The organism is Dactylosporangium sp. McL0621 (genome assembly GCF_049995355.1).
GTDB lineage: Bacteria > Actinomycetota > Actinomycetes > Mycobacteriales > Micromonosporaceae > Dactylosporangium.
Window position 1 is genome coordinate 3,390,765 of record NZ_CP188259.1, and the last position, 19,348, is coordinate 3,410,112.

The window sequence follows — 19,348 nt, forward strand, 5'->3', positions numbered from 1 at the left end:
GGCGTGACCCTACCGTGCGGGCGGCCCCCGCACGAACCCGTCAGCGCGCCGGGCCGAGCGGGATGATTGTCGATGCGTCGTGGGCGCGCAGGACCTTGCCCAGCGCGGCCGTCACGGCCTGCGCCTCGGCGCGGGTCATCCGGCCGGTGAAGTGGCGCTCGATCCCGGCCAGGTAGGTGGGGGCGGCCGCCCTGAGCCGCGCGCGGCCGGCCGGGGTGAGCTTGGCGAAGGCCGAGCGCTTGTCGTCGGGGTTGGCCACCCGCTCGACCAGACCCGCCCGCACGAGCTCGTCGACGACGCGGCTCACCCGGCTGCGGCTGACCACCGCGGCGGCGCCCAGGGCCGACATGGTGAGCCGGCGGCCGGGGGCGGCGCTGAGCTCGAGCAGCACGTCGTACCAGGTCAAGGGGAGCCCGTGGGCGGCCTGGAGCTCCTGGTCGAGCACCGGCGTCAGGGCCGCGTGCACGCGCAGCAGCGCCGCCCAGGCGGCCGTGGAGTCCATGCTCACACCGTAGCAGTCTTGTGCGCGCGCACGCACACGGCTAGCTTCCCTCTCATAAGGTGCGTGCGCACGCACTTAATATGAGGAGGAGCAATGCCCAAGCTGCTGCACATCTCGGCGTCCCCGCGGGGCGAGCGGTCGGAGTCGCTGGCCCTCGCGGCCGCGTTCCTCGACGGGTACCGCCGGCTGAACCCCGGCGACGAGGTCGAGGAGTGGGACCTGTGGGACGGGAGCCTGCCCGAGTTCGGGCCCGCCGCCGCGGCCGCGAAGATGGACGTCTTCGCGGGGCAGGAGCCGGCCGGGGCGGGCGCCGAGGCGTGGCGCCGGGCCCGGGCCGCGTTCGAGCGCTTCGCGGCCGCCGACAAGTACCTGTTCTCCGTGCCGATGTGGAACGCGGGCGTGCCGTACATCCTCAAGCAGTTCATCGACGTGGTGAGCCAGCCCGGGATGGTCTTCGGCTTCGACGGCGAGCTGGGCTACTCCGGCCTCGTCACCGGCCGCCGGGCCGCGGTGATCTACACCAGCGCCGTCTACGGCGAGGGGCGCGGCCCGGCCTTCGGCGCCGACTTCCAGGCCCCCTACCTGGAGAGCTGGCTGCGCTGGGCCGGCATCACCGACATCGCGTCCGTCGAGTTCCGGCCCAACCTGGCCACCACCGAGGTCGGGGCGCGCCGCGAACAGGCCCGCGCCGACGCCGCCGACGCCGCGAAGAAGCTCTAGAGGAACTCGATCACCCGCCGCCACGCGTCCTCGGCCGCCGGGGTGGTGCCGTCGAGGAAGAACGCGTGCGGCGTGTCCGGGTAGACCACCACCTCGTGGCGGGGGATCGCGGCGGCGATCCGCGCGACCTCCGCCGGCGGTACCACGTGGTCGCGCTCGCCGACGAGGAACAGCAGCCGGCCGCGGATGTCCGCGGCGAGCGACAGCGTGGGCTCGGGCCGGCTCAGCGGGATCTCGGTGCCCGTGAGCCAGCCCGGGAACAGCACCGCCGTCGCGTCGACGTCGAGGCGCGCCGCGGCCAGGAACGCGGCGTGCCCGCCGAGGCTCACGCCCAGCAGGCCCGTGCGGGGGCCGGCCCCGCCCGGCCCCCGCAGCCAGTCCAGGCACCGGCCCACGTCCGCGACCACCTCGTCGCGGTCCATCCGGTGCATGAGCGCGAAGCCGCGCCGCCGGCCCTCGTCGTCCTGCGGCAGCTCGGCGCCCGGCTCGGTGCGGTGGTACAGGTCCGGCGCCACGGCCAGGAAACCGGCGGCCGCGAGCCGGTCGGCGCCGCGCCGCACGCTGCCGTCCACGCCGAAGAGCTGGTGCAGGACCACCACCCCCGGGTGCGGGCCGGGCCCGTCCGGCCGGGCCACGTAGACAGGCATCCCCGCGAGATTCAGCATGCCCCGACGCTAGGCCCGCCCGCCCGGCCGCGGCCAATCGCGATCGTGATGGCACCGATAGCCGAACCCCCGCGAAACGCCCGCGCGGTGCGGTACCGTATCCGCCGTACCCGTCCAATCACCTGTGGTGAGGATGGATCCACTTTGCCGCGCGGAACCGCCTCCAAGCCGCTCCTCGTCGCGGCCGTGTCCGTGGCCGTCGTCGTCGCGCTGGGCGGCTCGGGCCTGCTCTCGCCGTGGTGGTCGCAGTTCGTCGACGACCTCGGCCAGTTCGGCGCCGGCCTCGCCGCGACCCTGGCCTGCTGGCTCACCGCGGCCCGCCACGCCGGCGCCCAGCGGCGCTGGCGGCTGTGGATGGGCGGCGCGGCCTGCGGCTGGACCATCGGGCAGTTCATCTGGAGCTGGTACCAGCTGTTCCGCGACGACGCCCTGCCGTCCCCGAGCGCGGCCGACGCCGGCTACCTGACGCTGCCGGTCTTCGCGCTCCCGGCCATCGTCTCGCTCGCGGTGGCCCGCCCGCCCGGCGACGGCCCCCGCCGCCGCCCCGGCCAGCTCGTGATGGTGCTCGACGGGCTCATCGTGGTCGGCGCGCTCTTCGTGCTGACCTGGGGGACCACCCTCGGCTCGGTGGCGCGCGCGGGCGCGGCGACGCCGTTCGCGTACTCCGTCGCCATCGCCTACCCGGTCACCGACCTCCTGCTGACCGTCATCGTGATCCTGCTGGTGGCCACGTCCGCTCCTGCCGCCCGCGGCCAGCTGACCGTCCTCGGCGCGGGGCTGCTGTGCCTGTCGTTCTCCGACAGCTTCTTCGCGTACCTGGTCTCCAAGGGCGCCGAAAGCATGCCGCCGCTGGCCGACGCCGGGTTCGTGGCCGGCATGGCGCTCGTCGCCGTCGCCGCGCTCACCCCGGCCCATCCGGCCGCGGCGCGCCCGGCCGCCCGGCACGGCCGCTGGGCCCACCTCATGCTGCCGTACCTGCCGGTCGCCGGCACCGGCGTGCTGCTCATCGTCCAGCTCGTGCGCGGCATCAGCATGGACGGCGTCGAGATCGCCGTGGAGACCGCGGTCATCTCGCTGCTCATCATCCGCCAGGCGGTGACGCTGATCGAGAACGCGGTGCTGCTCGACCGCGTCTCCGACAGCCAGGCGCGCCTGACGTACCAGGCCTTCCACGACGCGCTCACCGGCCTGTCGAACCGGGTCCTGTTCCACGACCGGCTCGAGCACGCCCTCGCCCTGCACCACCGCGACGGCCGCCCGCTCGCCGTGCTCTTCTGCGACCTCGACGACTTCAAGGGCGTCAACGACCGCTTCGGCCACCACGCCGGCGACCGGCTGCTGCGCCAGGTCGCGACCCGGCTGCGCTCGGCCGTGCGCGACAGCGACACCATCGCCCGGGTCGGCGGCGACGAGTTCGCGGTGCTGCTCGAGGGCGGCGGCGACCCCGGCGAGCCGGCCGAGCGCATCATGGCCGCCATCGGCCGCCCCTTCGACGTCGGCGGCGAGACCGTCAACGTCGGCGTGAGCATCGGCCTGGTCGAGGCGGGCGAGCACGGCGCCGTGTCGAGCGCCGACGCGCTGCTGCGCCGGGCCGACGCCGCCATGTACGCGGGCAAGCGCCAGGGCAAGGGCGCGCTCGTGCGGTACCGTGTCGACCTCCCGGACGGCACGGGCAGCTCCGACCTGGCCGAGGCGCTCGCGGCGACCCTGCGCGACGGGCACGGCCTCGACGTGCACTACCAGCCGATCGTCCGGCTGGCCGACGCCACCGTCGTCGCCGTCGAGGCCCTCGCCCGCTGGAACCACCCGAGCCTCGGCCCGGTCTCCACCGACGTGTTCATCGCCACCGCCGAGGAGATCGGCCTCATCCGGCTCGTCGACGACTTCGTGCTCGACCGGGCCTGCCGCGACGCCGCCGCCTTCCGCGGCTCGTGGGCGAGCATCGCCGTGCACGTCAACACCTCGGCCGCCCGCCTGGGCCGCCCCGAGCACGAGGCGACCGTGCGCGAGGCGGTGCGCCGCCACGGCCTGGCCCCGCACCGCCTGCTCCTGGAGCTCACCGAGACCGCGCCGCTGCCGGACCTCTCCGCGGCCGCCGGGGCCGTGCGCCGCCTGGGCCGCTTCGGGGTGCGCTTCGCGCTCGACGACTTCGGCACCGGGTACAACGCGCTCGCCCAGCTGCACGCGCTGCCCGTCGACGAGGTCAAGCTCGACCGGACGTTCACCGTGGCCGGGGGCCGCAGCGAGGCGATCTGCCGCTCGATCGTGCAGATCTGCACGGGCATGGGCGTGACGGTGGTGGCCGAGGGCGTGGAGAGCGCCGACCAGGCGGTGGCCATGGCCGCGATCGGCTGCCGCTACGGCCAGGGCCACCGCTTCGGGGCGTCGGGCCCGCTGACCGAGGTCGCGCCGGCGGACGCGCTCGACTCGGCTACGGCGCCGACAGACGCTCCATCTCCCGCATGACCGCCTCGGCCGCCGCCGGGTCGAGGTGCGCCGCGTCCAGGTAGACGCTCAGCCGCAGCGTGCCCGGCACGTCGTCGATGTGCACGAACAGCGGCTCGAACGTCGGCGCGTCCTGGGCCGTGACCCACCGGAACGCGGACTCGCCGGGCTCGATCGGCTCGTCGCGGGACGGGCCGCGGCGGTCGTTGAAGTAGCAGCCCAGCTCGACGTCGTACCGGTCCATGAGCCGCTGCATCTCGCCCTGGTGGAAGTACGCGTACTTGTACGCCGCCATCGTCACCCGCCGCGCGCGCCCGAGCAGCTCGGCGAAGTCCCCGGCCGCGGCCGGCAGGCTGAGCAGCCCGGCCTGCGCGAGCGTGCACACGACCCGGGCGAGGCCGGGCCGGAACCGGTTGCTCACCATCGGCCGGATGACCACCGGGTCGGAGCCGAGCACGTTGTGCAGCGCGCCGGCGAAGGCCGCCAGCAGCACGGTCGAGCTGTCGAGGCCGGTGCTCCGCGCCCATTGCCGCGCGGCGATACCCAGACTCGGGGACGTGTACTCGCCGTGCCAGTACCGCGGTTTCGTGGAGTTCCCGGTTGGTGGAAAACGTTTCGGCGGTACCGTGCGCAGGATTTCGTCCCAGTACCGCTGGGCCGCCGCGTTGTGCCGCCGCCCGGCCGGCGACGCCTGCCAGTGCGCCTGCGCGAGGGGCTGCAACCCGTCGACAGGCGTCCCGGTGCGCGCGGCGACCTCGGTGAGCATCGTGAGCGCACCGGCCGCGTCGGTGACGAAGTGCGAGACGAGCACCGCCATGTGCGTGAGCTCGTCGTTCTGCCGCACGATCGCCATGCGCAGCGGCCACTCGGTGGCGAAATCGAGCTGCTTGGCCCGCCAGGCGTCGCAGAGCTTCTCGGCGGCCTCGCCGGGATCGGCGGCCCCGGCGTCGATGATCTCGAGGTCGATCTCGCCGCTGCCGTACACCACCTGCGTGGGCGTGCCGTCGGGCGCGAACCGCAGCAGGGTGCGCATCGGCTCGTAGCGGGTCATGAGGTACCGCAGCTCGGCCGCCACCTCGTCGACGGTGGTGCCCGGGGGCAGCGGCTTCACCCCGCCCAGCGGCAGCCACGTGCCCTGTTTGACGATCGCGGACCAGTTCTCCAGCTGGCCCCAGGACAGCGGGCCCTCGCCCGCCGTACCGCCCTCGAACCCGACGCTGACTCGCTCCGGCGCAGCAGGCATCCGCCGGCCCTCCCATCCTCGTGACGGCAGTGCACGGCCTCCCGAGCCCGGCCGGCCTCGGTGCGCGGCGGGCTGAGGCGGCCTGCGAGACGTGGCGGGTCGCAGCAGGACGCATCGGCGTTCGTCGTAGCGTACGGACGGGTGATCGCCGGCGCCATGCGCCGGATGTACGATTGCGCGCATGACTGCCGGGTCGGCCGTGGGCCGTTCACGGAAGGTGCGCCCGGCGCACTGTTGATCGGCCCTCGGGGCCCGCCCTCCCTCGCGCTCGCTCAGCGGAGTCTGCGTAGAAGGGAGGTGAAGTGCATGATCCGCTCTGCGAACTGGGACGCGTTCGTCGCGCGCCACGGCGTCGGCTCCGTCGTCTCCGGCGTCGTCACCCGGCTCACGCCGTTCGGCGTGTTCCTGACGGTGGCCGGCGACATTCCGGGCCTGCTGGTGACATCCCAGCGCCCGGCCGTCGGCAGCACGCTGGCCGTGCGAATCCGCGCGCTGGACTTCGAGAACGCGCGTATCGAGTTCTCCAGCTGATCTCCGGCCAGCGGTCGTGAGGAACGCGGACTGGGACCGGTCGGGCTTTGCGGCCCGACCGGGCCCGGCTCGGCGGGGCGGTGCCGGCGTGGGGTAGAAACATGACTCGTGTTTGCGCACTTCACCACCGACGCCCGCGCCGTGCTGACCCAGGTGCCCGGCTTCGCCCACGCCGCGTCCCGCCCGAGCATGGAGCCGATCGACCTGGCCCAGGCCCTGCACGCCCACCGCAACGGCAACGCGGCCGAGATCTGGACGTCCCCATGGCCGGCCACGGACTTACCGGCGTCGCCCCCGGAGATGTCCTTCGACAAGCCGACGAAGGTCGCGCTGGAGCAGTCCCTGCACATCGCCCTGGCCACGGGCGCGGAGCACATCGGCACCGAGCACCTGCTGGCCGCCCTGGTCCGCACGGGCCCCGCCGACGTGAAGGAGTGGCTGTCGGAGCGCGGCGCGACCCCGGAGGCGGTCGACGCCCTGCTGACCCGCCTGGCGGGCGGCCTGCACCAGGAGAGGCCGGCCGAGACCCCGACGGCGAAGGACCGCCGCGAGTGGAAGCGGGCCAAGGCCAGGCAGGAGGGCCAGAAGCCGCCGGGGCTGCCCCCGGCTTACACGGTCGCCCTGGTGGTGGTCGCGGTAGTGGTGGTGCTGGCCCTGTGCGTCTGGAGCGGCCCGTAGCCCTCACCGCTCCGCGTCGAGCACGGCCTGCAGGAGCGCGGGCGGCAGGTGCGCGCGGGCCCCGATGATTTCGAGACCGAGGACGTGACCGCGGGCGTCCAGGTCGATGTTCAACATGCCGTGCCGGGAGTCGAACGTGATGGTCCGGTCGACCCCGGCGTCGGCGATGGGGTGCTGCAGATAGACGTAGGCCGCGTCGGCCTCGTCGTCGTAGGTGCAGACCAGCGGGATCGTCGCCTTCTTGTACACAGTCATCAGGCTGACATACGCCGGCCATCGATGGCCCGGCCATTCCGGCCGGAGCTCAGTCCGGTTCCGGCACAACCTGCCCGAGATGGCGCAGCCGCGAAGCGATCGCACCCACCTGACGGCCGAAGATCGCCGACAGTTCCTTGATCGGGATATGCTCGGCGTGCAGCGGCACCAGCCGGCGGTCATCCTCACCGGTCCACGGCTGGTACGCGTTCGGATGGGCCCTGCGAATCTCCTCGATCCGCCGGTTGCCGGCCGCCGTCACCTGCCCGCCGGCGACGGCGAGAGCCGACAACAACGTCGAAACCGACTCGGCGACGGCGCGCAGATCCCGCTCCGGCAGCCGACCGACCTAGCTCGCGGTGTCCGTCGTGTGGCGGCCGTCGGCGGTGCGTCTGGTCGATCCCCGGCGGTGCAGGAACTCCAGCAGCGGTACCGCCACCCGCCGCGTCGTTCCCAAGGCCTGCCGCGCCTCGCTCAACGTGAACGGCTGCGGCAGCCGCGTGAGGCGCTCCAGCGCGGCCGATGGGGCGTCCGGCAGCAGCACGATGCCGTCCGCGATGCGCAGCAGCAGGCCCGCCTTCGCCGCCGCGGCGAGTTCCTTCGGGCCCAGGCCCAGGGCGGCCAGGCGGTCGGACTCCGGGGCGGTGAACGGGTTCGCCGAGAGGTCGGCCCGGACGGCGTCGATGGCGCGGGACAGGCGGGGTGGCAGGGCCGTGCCGGTACCGATGCGGCCGTTCCTGATTGTCAGGGGCGGGGTCAGCAGGCGCTCCACAAGGGACCGGTGGGGCAGGCCCAGGCGGCGGCTGATCGCGTCCACCGGCGGGTCCGGGTCCATCGGGTGCTGCGCCGCGTAGGCCTGGACCTCCGACGCCAGCCGGGTCCGCAGCGAGGCCGCGTGGTCCGGGCCCAGCAGCCAGCCCTCGCCGGGCGCCGGGATGCCCATGCGCCGCAGGTTGTCCGCGTGCACCAGGCGGCGGCGGTGCAGCTCGCCGGCCAGGTCGGGTTCGCCGTCCATCTTGGACAGTTCCAGGGAGCGGGCGGCCGCGGCGCCGCGGCGGGTCAGTGGGGGTGGGGACACGTCCAGGACCGTTACGCCGCCGGGGATGCGGTGGCGGCCCGGGTCGCGCAGCAGGGCGCGGTCGCCCAGGTGCAGGGGCAGCGGGCGGGCCAGGCGCAGGCGGGCGGTGTCGGGGCCCAGCGGGCGTACCCGCGCCGCGACCGACGCCGATCCAATGTGGAACACCACCGTCGCCGGCAGGTCCGCCACCGGGTCGCCGTGGACGCGGACGTCGAGCAGGTCGGTGAAGACGAACCGGCCGGGCGTGACGAGCGCGTCGCCGCGGCTCACGGACGAGCGCTCCACGCCGCGCAGGTTCACCGCGACGCGGGCCACGGCGTCCACTGTGGACTCGGGGGCTCCGAGCGACTGCAGGGCTCGTACGCGTACTGCCGCGGAATTCAGCTCCAGCTCGGCATCGGTGGCGAGGCGTCCGGCCCCGAGGGTGCCCGTGACCACGGTGCCGCTGCCGCGGATGGTGAACGCGCGGTCGATCCACAGGCGGACGGGCGCTTCGAGGTCGGGCGGGGGTAGCGCGGAGCCCAGGCGGTCCAGCGCGGCGCGCAGCTCGTCCAGGCCGGCGCCGGTGACGGCGCTGACCGCGACCGCCTCCACGGGAGTCCTCAGCCGCGCGCGGGCCGCGACGACGGCCGCGGCGGGGTCGGCGAGGTCGGCCCGGCTGATGACGAGCAGCAGATGGCGTACCCCGAGGGCCTCCAGCGCCGCCAGATGCTCCGCCGACTGCGGCTTCCAGCCCTCGTCGGCCGCCACGACGAGCATCGCGGCCGGCACCGGGCCGACGCCCGCGAGCATGTTGGGCACGAACCGCTCGTGCCCCGGTACGTCCACGAACGCCACCGTCGCCCCCGACGCCAGCCGCGTCCAGGCGAAGCCGAGGTCGATCGTCATCCCGCGGCGGCGCTCCTCGGCCCAGCGGTCGGGCTCCATCCCGGTGAGCGCCCGCACGAGCGTGGACTTGCCGTGGTCGACGTGCCCGGCGGTGGCGACGACCCACATGCTCAGCGGCCCGCCGCGCGCAGGACGGCGGCCGCGACGGCCTTGTCCTCCGCCTCGGGCACGCAGCGCAGGTCGAGCAGCAGCCGGTCCCGCTCGACCCGGCCGAGCACGGGCGGCTCCCCGAGCCGCAACGGTTGCGCCAGTACCGCCGGCAGCGCCAGCCCCGCCGACGCCAGCTCGACCGCGGGCGCGCCGCCGCCGCCCACCACGGCCACGCAGTCGACGACCTCGGCGTCGAGGTCGCCCAGCTCCTGCCGGATCGCCTCCGCCCGCCGCCGCAGCTGCGCCACGTCGGCGCGCAGCCCGCGCCAGGTCGGCGTGTCCGGCGCAAGCAGCGTCGCCTCCAGCGCGGCGAGGGTGAGCTTGTCGACGCGCAGCGCCCGGGCGAGCGGGTGCCGCCGCAGCGCCTCGACCAGGTCGGCCCGGCCGAGCAGCAGCCCCGCCTGCGGCCCGCCGAGCAGCTTGTCGCCGCTGGCGGTCACGAGGTCGGCGCCGTCGCGCAGCACCGTGGCGGCGTCGGGCTCGTCGGGCAGCAGCGGGTCGGGCCCGAGCAGCCCGGAGCCGATGTCCACGACGAGCGGCGCCTCGAGGGCCGCGAGCTTGTCCGTTGGTACCGCCGAAACGAACCCCCGCTGGAAGAAGTTCGACGGGTGCACCTTGAGGATGAACCCGGTCTGCGGCCCGAGCGCCGCCCGGTAGTCCTCCAGCGACGTCCGGTTGGTCGTGCCCACCTCCCGCAGCCGGGCCCCGGTCGACACGAGAAGGTCCGGCAGCCGGAACCCGTCGCCGATCTCGACGAGCTCGCCGCGGCTGACGACGATCTCACGGCCGGCCGCGAGCCCCGTGGCCACCAGGACGAGCGCGGCCGCCCCGTTGTTCAGCAGGTGTACCCGCTCAGCCGCCGGCACCCGCCGGGCCAGCGCGTCCAGGGCCCCGCGCCCGCGCCGCGCCCGCCGGCCGGTCTCGAGGTCGAGCTCGACGTCGGTGTACCCGGCCGCGCCCGCGATCGCGTCGACCGCCTCGGCCGACAGCGCGGCCCGCCCCAGGTTGGTGTGCAGCACGACGCCTGTCGCGTTGAGCACGGCCCGCATGCTGTGCGCCCGGCGCAGCCGCCGCTCGGCCGCCTCGACCACGTCGCCGGCCGCGATCTCGCCGCGGCGGACCCGGTCGAGCTCTTCGCGTACCACCACCCGGGCGGGGTCGCGCGCGAACCCGGCGAGCCGCGGATCATCGAGCACCGTGTCGGTCCTGGGCACCGCCCGTCGCGGATCCAAGGCAGCCTCACTCTCAGCGTCTGTGCCCTTCCACGCTAACAGCGCGGAGTTATCCACAGGCCGCGATCCGTACTGGCGCGCAGGGGGTGACGGACCGCATCCTGAGGGTGACATCGGTGAAATCGAGATTCGGGAGTCGGCCGTGGCGATCCTGGAATGGACGGGCAAGGTCCTGCTGGCCGTGGGCGTGGTGGTCGCGCACGGCGCCCTGCTCGCGGTGGTGCTGACGGCCCTGTTCGCCAGGCGCCAGCTCGGCACCGCGGCCGACGCCATGATGTGGGCGGGCTGGTGCCTGGGCAGCGCGAGCGCCTGCTTCTGGCTCCGTCACCAGGTCGGCCGGGAACGGCAACAGCGATGAGCCGGGCCGCGTGAGAAATGTGCGTGCGGCGGGCGCTCGGACGTGTTGCCATCGAGGGCGACCATCAGCAGCGCACCCCGGGGAGTGATCGTGAGCACCGACGGCACGGGTCTCGGCGACCGCATGAAGGGGTACGAGCGGGTCTCGAAGGCGATCCTGCCGGGCCGTACGTACAGTCTGCTGCGCGTCGACGGCCGGGCGTTCCACACGTACCTGCGCGGCGCGGCCAAGCCCTACGACGAGGGGTTCATGGCCGGCATGGACGCCGTCGCCGAGGTGTTGTGCGCCGAGATCTCCGGCAGCGTGTTCGCCTACACGCAGTCCGACGAGGTCTCCGTGCTCGCCGTCGACTTCGCCACGCCCGGCACGCAGCCGTGGTTCGGGGGCGAGGTGCAGAAGTGGTGCTCGGTCGCCGCCTCGCTCGCCACCGCCGTGCTCAACGAGCGCCGGCCCGGCGCGCGCGCCCTGTTCGACGCGCGCGTCTTCGCGATCTGCGACCCGGTCGAGGTGGCGAACTACTTCATCTGGCGCCAGCGCGACGCGGTCCGCAACAGCGTCTCCATGGCCGCGCAGGCGAGGTTCTCGCAGCGCGAACTGCACGGCGTCAACTCGGCCCAGGCCCAGGAGATGCTGTGGTCGCGGCACGGCATCAACTGGAACGACTACCCGGCGGGGTGCAAACGGGGCCGGGTGACGGTGCGTGAGACGGGGGAGCGCGAGGTGAGGTACACCCACAAGAGCACCGGCACCGAGGAGACGGTCGTGGCGACGCGCTCCTGGTGGGCGACCCGGCCGGCGCCGCACTTCACGCTCGACGGGTTCCTGGCCTCGGCGATCCCCGCCCCTCCGGCACTGGGCGCGGCCGCGTGACCACCCCTCCGTTACGCTGCTGCGCGTCGCGTACGGGAGGGGCAGCGCATGGGTGCCAAGGACTGGATGCTGTTCTACACCGAGGGCGACGTGCGCCCGGTGCTCCAGGCCGCGCCGCCCCTGGACCGGGCGGCGACCCGCAGCCTCGTCGAGCGGCTGTATCCCGGGCACCGGCTGACCGAGGTCGAGGACGGCACCCTCGCACGCAACACGAACCCGGCCGACGGGTACGTGTACGCCGCCTGCTTCCCCGGGCTGTCAATCGTGTGCACCGGCGACGTCGCGCTGGATCGGCCCTCGACGCTCGACCGGCGCTTCCTGGACGAGGCGAAGGGCCGGACGCTGTACCTGCACGCGATGCACAGCGTCGTCGACTGGCTAGCGTTCGCGGTGTGGACCGGGGACGGCCGGGTCTGGCGGTCGCTGAGCCTGTCGCCGGACCACGGCGTCCAGGAGAACATCGGCCCGCCGTTCGCGTTCGAGGCCCCGTACTGGGCCGGCGAGCACCCGGTCGAGCCGGACGAGGACGAGGACCCGTACCCGTTGCCGTTCCACCCCCTGGAGCTGGCGGAAGACGTCCTGCGCGAGTGGTTCGGCTTCGTCCAGGAGGGGCAGGCGTACGCCGACGACCCGGACCTCTACCGCGTTCCTCTGGCCGGATTCCTCGTCGCGGCGGTCTGAGGATGCCGAAACGGCTGACCCTCGCGGTTGTCGTTCTCAGGCTCGTGCTCGCGGCCGCCGCCGGTTGTTCGAGTGGCCGACCATCTGGCCGTCCGGTTCGGACTCCCCGCAGATCTCCATTTGGGAGATCAGCGTTGACGCCACCCGCCCGGCCGGTCACGTCGCCGCCGACCTGACCCGCCGGATCGGGCACCACAGCTGGCGACACTGCTCGCCGAGGTCGCCCGCACCGCCGCCGAACCCATCGTTCGATCCAGGTCCGCCAACCCGAACCACCACGCCAGGCGGCACGATGGACGCGTGACGCACGAACCGTACGCCGGCGGCAGGGATGACCGCCCGGTCATCGCCGTCAACGATCGCGGCCTGACCCTCGGCCAAGACGCCGGAGGCACCTGGATCATCTGGAACGAGGACGACACCGTCTGGCCCCGGCACACCGTGTGGCGTGCGTACGACCGCCTGCTTTGGCTCCTGCCGCTCCTGCAACAGCCGCAGAAGGCCGTCGTCGACGCGGTCTCGGCCGTCAAGGGCGGTGGCGAGCTGCTCACCGCGGTACTGCGCTACGCGCTGGGCTGCTGGAGCGACTACTGGGCCGGACTCGCACTCGGTTGGCTGGAAACGGGCTACCCGGCAGCCGGGCTCCTCGACGCGCTCCGCGCCCTGAAGGACTCCGCCCGGCAACCCCAACCCGTCCGGCATCGAGCCCTGAGACTGGTGCCGAAGGGGCTGGTTGGCGGAGACGGACGGGAATCGAACCCGCCTGGCCCGGGTTCCGGACCACACCGGTTTTGAAGACCGGACGACGCACGCAACGCGAGCAGCGACAACAGGCGTCCGCCGAGTTCCGTTGCCGCCGATTTGCCGTGGACTGCGATCCGAGACGCAGAGGCTTCGGAACTCCTCCATCTTCCGTAGTCATCGAGGCGGCCTCGCTCGTTCACGTCTCCTCGTCGACGGTTGCCCTCAGCACCGACTGCAACTTCTTGATCGCTTTGTCAAGCTCCACTACGGCAGCATTGTCCGGATCAAGCCAGCTGCCGTGGGTTCCATGATTGATGTCTCCCTCGGTCCACTCCCAATCGATCCCTTCCACTGCCCGAACGAGGGCGGACCAGCTCTCGTCCACCTGGGGCGTTGCATACAATCTCACTCGCGCTGTCAGGCGATCTGGATGCTGCAGGTTCGGTATCTCGGCTCGGCGGCTTGCGTACTCGTCAGTCGTCAGCTCCAGAATGGACTGCTGGTCCTGCACGTACTCAGCTATATCCACGTAAAGGGCGGCGCGACGTTCCCGTTGTCGCTCAAGGCGTTCGCGTTCGTACCGGACCTGGTCCAGCTCGCGCTCGCGCTCCCAGCGGCGATCCTCACGGTCCCTGGTCGCCCGTTGGGTAAGCCCGACGCCGGCTAGAGCGCCCACGATGCCGAGAGCACCGGAGGCGAGAGGTACCCAGAGAGCTACGTCGGTTGCGGCCATCAGCGCATGTTAGGCCGAGTTCGGTACTGCTGCGGACCGGGAACGTAGACAATGCCTCGATGGCAGGCGTCTAACTGATCGCTATCGGTTGATGCACTCCCGTGGCGTGCCACGTGTTACGCTGCCGCCCCCGGAGGGCGCGTAGCCGTCTTGTGGCGACGGTGCTCCGACATGTACGTGCATGAGGTCGGCCGCAGCCGAGCAAAACTTCGGCACCCCGTTCGGCGAGGTGCTTCCGTAGGTCTGTCGCACGTGACGAGCGAAAACGGCTGACTGAACGCAGTGACAGATACGTTCGAATGATAGACGTGTTCGACCGTGCGTCGGGTGACGCAGATAGATGGTTGAGGCACAATGACCGTCATGCATCCGCCCAGGAAGCCGACTGGCCTTGGCGTTCTTAAGAGGGTACCGCCATGGCTCCAACCCATCCTTGCCACGGTCACTGTCATGGCATTCTTGACAATGGACGCACTTCTGGTTCTTGCATTCTCCAACGTTTTTGTTTTGGGTGGATACCTCGTATTTCCTATTTATTCTGTCACGCATTGGCCCTTGAAGTATTCGTTATGTGCAAGCTTGCTTGTGTCTGGGGCCGTCATTGGACTTACTCCTAAATGGTATAGAGACGATGTCTGGAGCCGAGCGGGACTCTTCGGATTCGTCGTGTTTGTGGCGGTGAACATAAGCTGCTTCTTCGGTCCCATCATATTTGGATGGGCGGTTCATTGACCGCGCTCTGTTGCCTGCAACCCGGTCTAGCGTGCCTCCTCTCGCAGGACCTGCAGCCGATTCGCCGCGAATGCGGGATCGGCCGGAACTGGAACCGACGGCTCGGGAGGTGGCGGCGGTTGCTGTACTTAGCTGCTGTACCGGCGGGACGGCATTGAGGCACTGGTCGCCAGCATATTGAACCACGCGCACGGTAGGGGTCAACCTGCCGAGCGCTTGGCGCTGAAACCAAGTTCCTCCATCAGTTGTCTATTGGATCCGGGAAATATACCGTTGTCGGCTAGAAGTGCCAGTAGCGGTTCTACCGTAATAGCAGCGCCGAAGCCCAGTTCGGGTGGGGCGCCATTATTGACTAAGGACGAGGTCATAGTGCCGAGCAGTCATCCATTTGGAGTCAGCACTGGGCCGCCACTGTCTTGGTCACTGGTTGAGATGAAGGCGTTGAGCGCATTCAAGGCGACGGTGAATTTCTCTTCAAGTTCTTTGTTCAACCGTTCAGCTGTGACATATAGTCCGACGTCGACTGAATCCCCACCGGGATCAGTTCGGCCGTCGTTCCCGCTCACTATAATTGTTGATGATCGCATTACCGGGCCAGCAGTAGTAAATGTAAGCGAATTATTGAAATTCAAGCCGCCGGATGGATTCTCTGGGTGCTCAATTAGGAGGTTTCGCACGGAATTGACCTCGCTAGCCTGAATTTTTGGAAGAAACTTGAATTTGTGCCGTTTTTCACCGTTTAAGACACAGCGAAGCCGCCAGGCGCAGAAATAGAATGCTTCCGTGAGGTAGCGTATGCGACCCCAAGTGTCAAGCATTTCTTTCCCACTCATGGTCGAGGCCAGCGACGATCCCTGAATCCATTCCTCGTCACTAATATCGCCACTTCTGAAGCGAGCGTAGTTTTCTCGGATGAACGCATCGGCGCGATCTGTCTCTGCACGCGAGGGCTGCAGGGCAGTTTCTTGGGCTCTGAGGTCGCGTATGATTAGCGACAACTGCTGTAGGCGTAGCCTCACTTCTGCGTCTAGTTCGAATCGAACGTCGTTCTCCGGAAGAACCTTAGCCAAAGCGGTAGAGTATCGAATCCAGTGCTGGTATGAGGCATCGAACATATTGGGAGTCCTTTCCGTGTTCAAGCTCATCTAGTTTGCGCTCGCTATACGGTCTAGGGCACTTGATTTTTTTGGGTACCGAGGCCCCATGCGCAGTTGCCGTGCTGAGCTGTTGCGCGTCAAGGCGGCCTTGACGTCAGGGGCGGCGGGGCGTGGCGGCGCGCGGCCTCGTTAAGGGCAGGCCATCGGCCTGCCCGCGCTCACCTGCCCGAAGGGTCGCAGAGGCTCTGAGGTCCAGGGCGGCCCGTCAGGGCCGTCGCTTGCGACGCGAAGCGCCCTTGACCTCGGAGGAGCGGCCCCGCACACTGGCGCGCCGCCACGCCCGCCACGCCTGCCGCGTCGTTCCCGGCGGCCCGTATCACCGCGATCCGCGCCAGCCGCCGGGCCTCGGGCCTGGCCGGCGGGCGAGCGGCTAAGCGAGCTGCCGGCCAGGCGCCCGGGTGGCGGCGCGTGCGGCCCGTCTCGGGCCGCCTTGAAGACGTACAGAAAGTTTGCACATGGCCTGGCGTGCCTGGCAGTCGTACTCCGCTTGATCCATTACACGGTGACTCCGGTTGACGGGTTACACCCGCCTTGAGCATGCCGGACACGGACCGTGACGCCGGCCGTCCACGACGCTGGTGTCTCAGGCATCCTCTTCTGCCGAAGAGCGGGTCCCTGATCGCTGCATGTCAGGTGTGCCGGTCCCTTGCGAAGGTATGAGTCAATGGGGCGGTGGACGCCAATACGGTCACCGCAATCTGCGCGACCGGCATCGCAGTAGCCTCGCTGGCGGTCTCGATCTCGCAGACCAGAGCCGTACAAGAACACAATCGCCGCTCGGTGCGACCGTTCCTGCAGTTCGAGTACCAGATCGTGGCTAGCGGCCAATCCGGCATGCGACTGCGCAACGTCGGGCTTGGCCCGGCCATCGTGACGGCTACGTCTGTGACGTTGGACGGCAAGCACATCGGTGCCTGGGACGAAGTGACCGTCAATGAGCTGCGGCGACCCCTCCGGCGTCGGCCGTACGCCCTCACTTTCCATGCGGGCTGGGCACTTGCGGCGGGATACAACGAGCTTTTCATGGCCCTCGACGACTACGAGCGAAGCCGCGACGAGTGGTTCTGGGAGCTGCTTCGGCGCCGGCTCGTGGTCGAGGTCCGCTACGAATCTCTGTACGGAGGCGAACAATTCAGCACCCGGTCAGATAACCCGTACGACGATCAGTTTCTGCGCGAACGGGCGAACCGACTTCCGTCTTAATCGAAGGTGGCGCGCTCGGCGTCGTCCGGGGATCAAGGGGCCTGGTACCGCGGTCCAGTCGTGGTTGTGTCGCCGCACTGCCTCGACGGAATCAAGCGGTCATCGGTAGGAGTGCGCGGTGACGTAGTGCCAGATCAGCGATGGCGCGGCGAACATCACGGCCGGACGGGCTGGCACCTTGACCTCGGCGGCGCCCAGCCAGAGGGTTCCGTTCGGTCGGTCCACGGTGAGTACGGAGTCGAACGTGCGGTGGAGTTCCGCTACGGTCGCAGATGTGAAGCCAGAAGACCTCTTTCTCGATACGCTCGAAGACCTACGTCGACGCTGCGACTTGCGTGCCTCCGAGTACGACATGGTTCAAGTAGCAGGGCTGGTACGAAGGCTACTGTTCGACGGCCGCCCCCTATGGGTCGAAGCGAATCAGAGCTATGGCTTCAGGCCTGTCTACGCGTGGAGTGGTGTTCGCGTGGCGACCAGTGGCGAAGGTGGGCGTGCGCCAGCGTGGGTTTCCATGCACTGGCTCGATCCCATGCTGAAGGACCTTCTCATTCGGGCGCGCGTATCGCCTACTGAAGTCGACGCGGCGCCGGTCGAGCCGCGAACCGGAAACCTCAGCACCTTTCGCCAGTATGACGTGATAGTAAGTGGCGAGCAGAGAGTATCCGTTCAGGACGTCATCACTCACTACGCAAACCGTGAGGGCGGAGTCCATTACGATTCCCGCCCAGCCAGATCGTCGCTCCTCGCGGACCTGCTTCCTGAGCGGGACCTCGCCTTGCGCTTGACCGTATTGGCTGTTGGGCGGATTGTTCACCGATCCTTGGAACCTTTGGGTGCGCAGATCGCTTTGTCGCGAAACCCTCATCCATATGGCCTTAGTGAAAACTTTGTAATGAACGTAGTAAGGGAGGACACGCATGGCTAATGCGAAATCGACTGAACGCACTCACATGCCGCAAGTGTTGCGCGGCGACGGGACCGTCGTCGTCACAGTGAGTAACAGGCCGAAGCGGCGCCGAGGCTTCCTGTCCTGCCGAATTCAGTACGTGGATCTTGGACCCATGTCTGTGAGCTTGCGACGGCTTCGACGTCGTCGGCGTTATGACGCTTCCGGTCGCACGCGCCCGCCGGCTGTCTCGCGAATGGTCAACGCGACGCTCAGTTGTTCGGATGCTGCTCGCACTCGCGGCATGTATTCGTGCCCGCGGTGATTCGCATGGATCGGCAGGCGTGGACCCAGGTGCACGCGGAGGCGTTCGCGGTCTTCGATAGCGCCTGACGGTCGGTGGTTTCGGCACCATCGAGGACCCTGCAGTCAAGCCTTTCGCGGAGTTCGTTGGGGGCGCTGTCGGAGCAGAATGAGAAGATCGGCGGACCGGTCGGATTCAATGACGGAAGATGACATCATGTATGTGAAGTTCATGACCAGCGTCGCCGTGATCACCCCGGACCCGAGCGTCAGTCGAGGGTTGTACCTGGACGCACTTGGCTTGCCGCTGGCTGCGGAAGGTGACGGCTACCTGCATAGCGAAGAGATCGACGGTTGCAAGTCATTCGGGGTCTGGCCGCTGACTCAGGCTGCGCAGGCGTGTTTCGGCATACCTGACTGGCCAGCGGAGCGGCCGGTGCCGCAAGCGAGCGTCGAGTTCGAGGTCGCGGACGTTGGCGCGGTCCAGGTCGCTGCGGACGAGCTGAAGGAGAGGGGCTTCACGCTGCTGCACGATGCACGTACCGAGCCGTGGGGACAGACCGTTGCTCGACTTCAGTCAAGCGAGGGCCTGATCATCGGCCTCTCCCACGCGCCCTCGATGCATCCGTAGCGAGAAGCTTGATCGACATGCGCTCATAGCCGCGATCCGGTGCGTTGGTTGGTGTCGACCGCCGACGATCGCTGCAGTTCGATCGGTTGGCAGCTCGTGATCGGGTGGCCGCAGCCGTGGTACGCGGAATGCCCCTTGCCCGCCCTCGCCGTCGTGGATCTGCACCCGGTGGTGTGCCGTACTCAATGCTCCGTGACTTGTGCGCCGTGCTGGGCGTGCGCTGTGTCTCGGGGAGTCGAACCCCGCGCCTGCCCGCGGCGCGCCGGAGAAAGGAGCCGATTTACCCGCCGGCTCTCGGGTTCGTGCACGCCTCCACGTCGGCTACCTGCTCCGCGTTCGTCGTCTCAGTCCAGCAGCTCCGCCTCCCAGTTGGTGCGCTGGATGAGGATGTCGACCTCGCGTAGTTGCCGGGCCAGATCGTCGGCTTGACCGCGCGGCTCGGCCACCGGCAACGCCGAGATCATCTTGAGCTCGGACCGCAGCTGCCGGTACCCGCGCTGTCCCTCACCAGCGGCGGCAGCCTCCGCAGCACTGAGCACGCTGTGCCGAAGGCGCAGTACATCCCGGCGGGCGAGTGCATCAGTGAGGGCGCCATGCTCGCCAGCTCAGCAACCGCCTCGTCGGCATCCTCCACGGCTGCCTCAAAACCGGCACCACCTACGA

General features: G+C 69.9%; 22 protein-coding genes. 11 read left to right on the top strand and 11 right to left on the bottom strand.

Annotated features, from left to right (window positions below):
- Positions 1 to 40: 40 nt before the first annotated feature.
- Positions 41 to 502, bottom strand: a complete 462-nt coding sequence (locus ACPPVO_RS15970) for a MarR family winged helix-turn-helix transcriptional regulator (RefSeq protein ID WP_426511984.1) — start codon at positions 500 to 502, stop codon at positions 41 to 43.
- 93 nt (positions 503 to 595) lie between these two features.
- Here ACPPVO_RS15970 and ACPPVO_RS15975 point away from each other — a divergent pair, with 93 nt between their 5' ends.
- Entirely contained in the window at positions 596 to 1,222 is a 627-nt protein-coding gene (locus tag ACPPVO_RS15975) for an FMN-dependent NADH-azoreductase (protein WP_426511985.1), read from the top strand.
- Here ACPPVO_RS15975 and ACPPVO_RS15980 read toward each other — a convergent pair.
- Positions 1,219 to 1,887, bottom strand: coding sequence for a dienelactone hydrolase family protein (locus ACPPVO_RS15980; RefSeq protein ID WP_426511986.1), 669 nt, complete (start codon positions 1,885 to 1,887; stop codon positions 1,219 to 1,221). The genes ACPPVO_RS15975 and ACPPVO_RS15980 overlap by 4 nt on opposite strands.
- A 144-nt stretch (positions 1,888 to 2,031) precedes the next feature.
- Here ACPPVO_RS15980 and ACPPVO_RS15985 point away from each other — a divergent pair, with 144 nt between their 5' ends.
- On the top strand, positions 2,032 to 4,353 hold the full coding sequence (locus tag ACPPVO_RS15985; protein ID WP_426511987.1) for a putative bifunctional diguanylate cyclase/phosphodiesterase: 2,322 nt from the start codon (positions 2,032 to 2,034) through the stop codon (positions 4,351 to 4,353).
- Here ACPPVO_RS15985 and ACPPVO_RS15990 read toward each other — a convergent pair.
- Positions 4,319 to 5,575 (bottom strand): condensation domain-containing protein, encoded by a 1,257-nt coding sequence (locus ACPPVO_RS15990; RefSeq protein ID WP_426511988.1) that lies wholly within the window; start codon positions 5,573 to 5,575, stop codon positions 4,319 to 4,321. The two genes, ACPPVO_RS15985 and ACPPVO_RS15990, sit on opposite strands and share 35 nt — an antisense overlap.
- 306 nt (positions 5,576 to 5,881) lie before the next feature.
- On the opposite strand from ACPPVO_RS15990, the gene ACPPVO_RS15995 reads away from it, so the two are divergent.
- Entirely contained in the window at positions 5,882 to 6,106 is a 225-nt protein-coding gene (locus ACPPVO_RS15995) for a hypothetical protein (protein ID WP_360381481.1), read from the top strand.
- Between the two features lie 108 nt (positions 6,107 to 6,214).
- On the top strand, positions 6,215 to 6,784 hold the full coding sequence (locus ACPPVO_RS16000; RefSeq protein WP_426511989.1) for a Clp protease N-terminal domain-containing protein: 570 nt from the start codon (positions 6,215 to 6,217) through the stop codon (positions 6,782 to 6,784).
- A gap of 3 nt (positions 6,785 to 6,787) precedes the next feature.
- Here the strand turns inward: ACPPVO_RS16000 and ACPPVO_RS16005 are convergent, their stop codons facing one another.
- Genes ACPPVO_RS16005 through selA form a run of 4 tightly spaced genes read right to left on the bottom strand, consistent with a single transcriptional unit; the run spans position 6,788 to position 10,387 of the window.
- The gene (locus ACPPVO_RS16005; protein WP_426511990.1) at positions 6,788 to 7,039 is read right to left on the bottom strand and encodes a DUF2283 domain-containing protein; all 252 of its coding nucleotides are present in this window, start codon (positions 7,037 to 7,039) and stop codon (positions 6,788 to 6,790) included.
- Between the two features lie 49 nt (positions 7,040 to 7,088).
- Positions 7,089 to 7,334 carry a hypothetical protein gene (locus ACPPVO_RS16010; RefSeq protein WP_426511991.1) on the bottom strand — a complete coding sequence of 82 codons (246 nt, stop codon included), beginning with the start codon at positions 7,332 to 7,334 and terminating at the stop codon, positions 7,089 to 7,091.
- Between the two features lie 54 nt (positions 7,335 to 7,388).
- Positions 7,389 to 9,113, bottom strand: a complete 1,725-nt coding sequence (selB, locus tag ACPPVO_RS16015; protein WP_426511992.1) for a selenocysteine-specific translation elongation factor — start codon at positions 9,111 to 9,113, stop codon at positions 7,389 to 7,391.
- A 2-nt stretch (positions 9,114 to 9,115) separates the two neighbouring features.
- Positions 9,116 to 10,387, bottom strand: coding sequence for an L-seryl-tRNA(Sec) selenium transferase (selA, locus tag ACPPVO_RS16020; protein ID WP_426511993.1), 1,272 nt, complete (start codon positions 10,385 to 10,387; stop codon positions 9,116 to 9,118).
- Between the two features lie 142 nt (positions 10,388 to 10,529).
- Between selA and ACPPVO_RS16025 the strand changes: the two genes are divergently transcribed.
- From ACPPVO_RS16025 to ACPPVO_RS16040, 4 genes are all read left to right on the top strand, one after another.
- Positions 10,530 to 10,745, top strand: a complete 216-nt coding sequence (locus tag ACPPVO_RS16025; RefSeq protein ID WP_426511994.1) for a hypothetical protein — start codon at positions 10,530 to 10,532, stop codon at positions 10,743 to 10,745.
- Between the two features lie 90 nt (positions 10,746 to 10,835).
- Positions 10,836 to 11,615 carry a tRNA(His) guanylyltransferase Thg1 family protein gene (locus tag ACPPVO_RS16030; protein WP_426511995.1) on the top strand — a complete coding sequence of 260 codons (780 nt, stop codon included), beginning with the start codon at positions 10,836 to 10,838 and terminating at the stop codon, positions 11,613 to 11,615.
- A gap of 48 nt (positions 11,616 to 11,663) precedes the next feature.
- Complete coding sequence (locus ACPPVO_RS16035) at positions 11,664 to 12,296, top strand: DUF6928 family protein (protein ID WP_426511996.1); 633 nt, start codon at positions 11,664 to 11,666, stop codon at positions 12,294 to 12,296.
- Between the two features lie 300 nt (positions 12,297 to 12,596).
- The gene (locus ACPPVO_RS16040) at positions 12,597 to 13,091 is read left to right on the top strand and encodes a hypothetical protein (protein ID WP_426511997.1); all 495 of its coding nucleotides are present in this window, start codon (positions 12,597 to 12,599) and stop codon (positions 13,089 to 13,091) included.
- Positions 13,092 to 13,236: 145 nt separating this feature from the next.
- On the opposite strand, the gene ACPPVO_RS16045 is transcribed toward ACPPVO_RS16040, so the two are convergent.
- Positions 13,237 to 13,773, bottom strand: coding sequence for a hypothetical protein (locus tag ACPPVO_RS16045; protein WP_426511998.1), 537 nt, complete (start codon positions 13,771 to 13,773; stop codon positions 13,237 to 13,239).
- Positions 13,774 to 14,885: 1,112 nt separating this feature from the next.
- Positions 14,886 to 15,620 carry a hypothetical protein gene (locus ACPPVO_RS16050; RefSeq protein ID WP_426511999.1) on the bottom strand — a complete coding sequence of 245 codons (735 nt, stop codon included), beginning with the start codon at positions 15,618 to 15,620 and terminating at the stop codon, positions 14,886 to 14,888.
- 714 nt (positions 15,621 to 16,334) lie between these two features.
- Here ACPPVO_RS16050 and ACPPVO_RS16055 point away from each other — a divergent pair.
- Positions 16,335 to 16,865: a hypothetical protein gene (locus ACPPVO_RS16055; RefSeq protein WP_426512000.1), complete on the top strand. Its 531-nt coding sequence runs from the start codon at positions 16,335 to 16,337 to the stop codon at positions 16,863 to 16,865.
- Positions 16,866 to 16,964: 99 nt separating this feature from the next.
- On the opposite strand, the gene ACPPVO_RS16060 is transcribed toward ACPPVO_RS16055, so the two are convergent.
- The gene (locus ACPPVO_RS16060) at positions 16,965 to 17,090 is read right to left on the bottom strand and encodes a hypothetical protein (protein ID WP_426512001.1); all 126 of its coding nucleotides are present in this window, start codon (positions 17,088 to 17,090) and stop codon (positions 16,965 to 16,967) included.
- Between the two features lie 49 nt (positions 17,091 to 17,139).
- Between ACPPVO_RS16060 and ACPPVO_RS16065 the strand changes: the two genes are divergently transcribed.
- Positions 17,140 to 17,790 (top strand): hypothetical protein, encoded by a 651-nt coding sequence (locus tag ACPPVO_RS16065; protein ID WP_426512002.1) that lies wholly within the window; start codon positions 17,140 to 17,142, stop codon positions 17,788 to 17,790.
- A gap of 481 nt (positions 17,791 to 18,271) precedes the next feature.
- Positions 18,272 to 18,685, top strand: a complete 414-nt coding sequence (locus ACPPVO_RS16070; RefSeq protein WP_426512003.1) for a VOC family protein — start codon at positions 18,272 to 18,274, stop codon at positions 18,683 to 18,685.
- A 344-nt stretch (positions 18,686 to 19,029) separates the two neighbouring features.
- Here the strand turns inward: ACPPVO_RS16070 and ACPPVO_RS16075 are convergent, their stop codons facing one another.
- Complete coding sequence (locus tag ACPPVO_RS16075; RefSeq protein ID WP_426512004.1) at positions 19,030 to 19,224, bottom strand: hypothetical protein; 195 nt, start codon at positions 19,222 to 19,224, stop codon at positions 19,030 to 19,032.
- Between the last annotated feature and the right edge of the window lie 124 nt (positions 19,225 to 19,348).

Bases quoted from the DNA above. Each gene is read 5' to 3' on its own strand.
- ACPPVO_RS15970 (WP_426511984.1), bottom strand. From the start codon at position 502: ATGGACTCCACGGCCGCCTGGGCGGCGCTGCTGCGCGTGCACGCGGCC.
- ACPPVO_RS15975 (WP_426511985.1), top strand. From the start codon at position 596: ATGCCCAAGCTGCTGCACATCTCGGCGTCCCCGCGGGGCGAGCGGTCG.
- ACPPVO_RS15980 (WP_426511986.1), bottom strand. From the start codon at position 1,887: ATGCTGAATCTCGCGGGGATGCCTGTCTACGTGGCCCGGCCGGACGGG.
- ACPPVO_RS15990 (WP_426511988.1), bottom strand. From the start codon at position 5,575: ATGCCTGCTGCGCCGGAGCGAGTCAGCGTCGGGTTCGAGGGCGGTACG.
- ACPPVO_RS15995 (WP_360381481.1), top strand. From the start codon at position 5,882: ATGATCCGCTCTGCGAACTGGGACGCGTTCGTCGCGCGCCACGGCGTC.
- ACPPVO_RS16005 (WP_426511990.1), bottom strand. From the start codon at position 7,039: ATGACTGTGTACAAGAAGGCGACGATCCCGCTGGTCTGCACCTACGAC.
- selB (WP_426511992.1), bottom strand. From the start codon at position 9,113: ATGTGGGTCGTCGCCACCGCCGGGCACGTCGACCACGGCAAGTCCACG.
- ACPPVO_RS16035 (WP_426511996.1), top strand. From the start codon at position 11,664: ATGGGTGCCAAGGACTGGATGCTGTTCTACACCGAGGGCGACGTGCGC.
- ACPPVO_RS16045 (WP_426511998.1), bottom strand. From the start codon at position 13,773: ATGGCCGCAACCGACGTAGCTCTCTGGGTACCTCTCGCCTCCGGTGCT.
- ACPPVO_RS16050 (WP_426511999.1), bottom strand. From the start codon at position 15,620: ATGTTCGATGCCTCATACCAGCACTGGATTCGATACTCTACCGCTTTG.
- ACPPVO_RS16070 (WP_426512003.1), top strand. From the start codon at position 18,272: ATGTATGTGAAGTTCATGACCAGCGTCGCCGTGATCACCCCGGACCCG.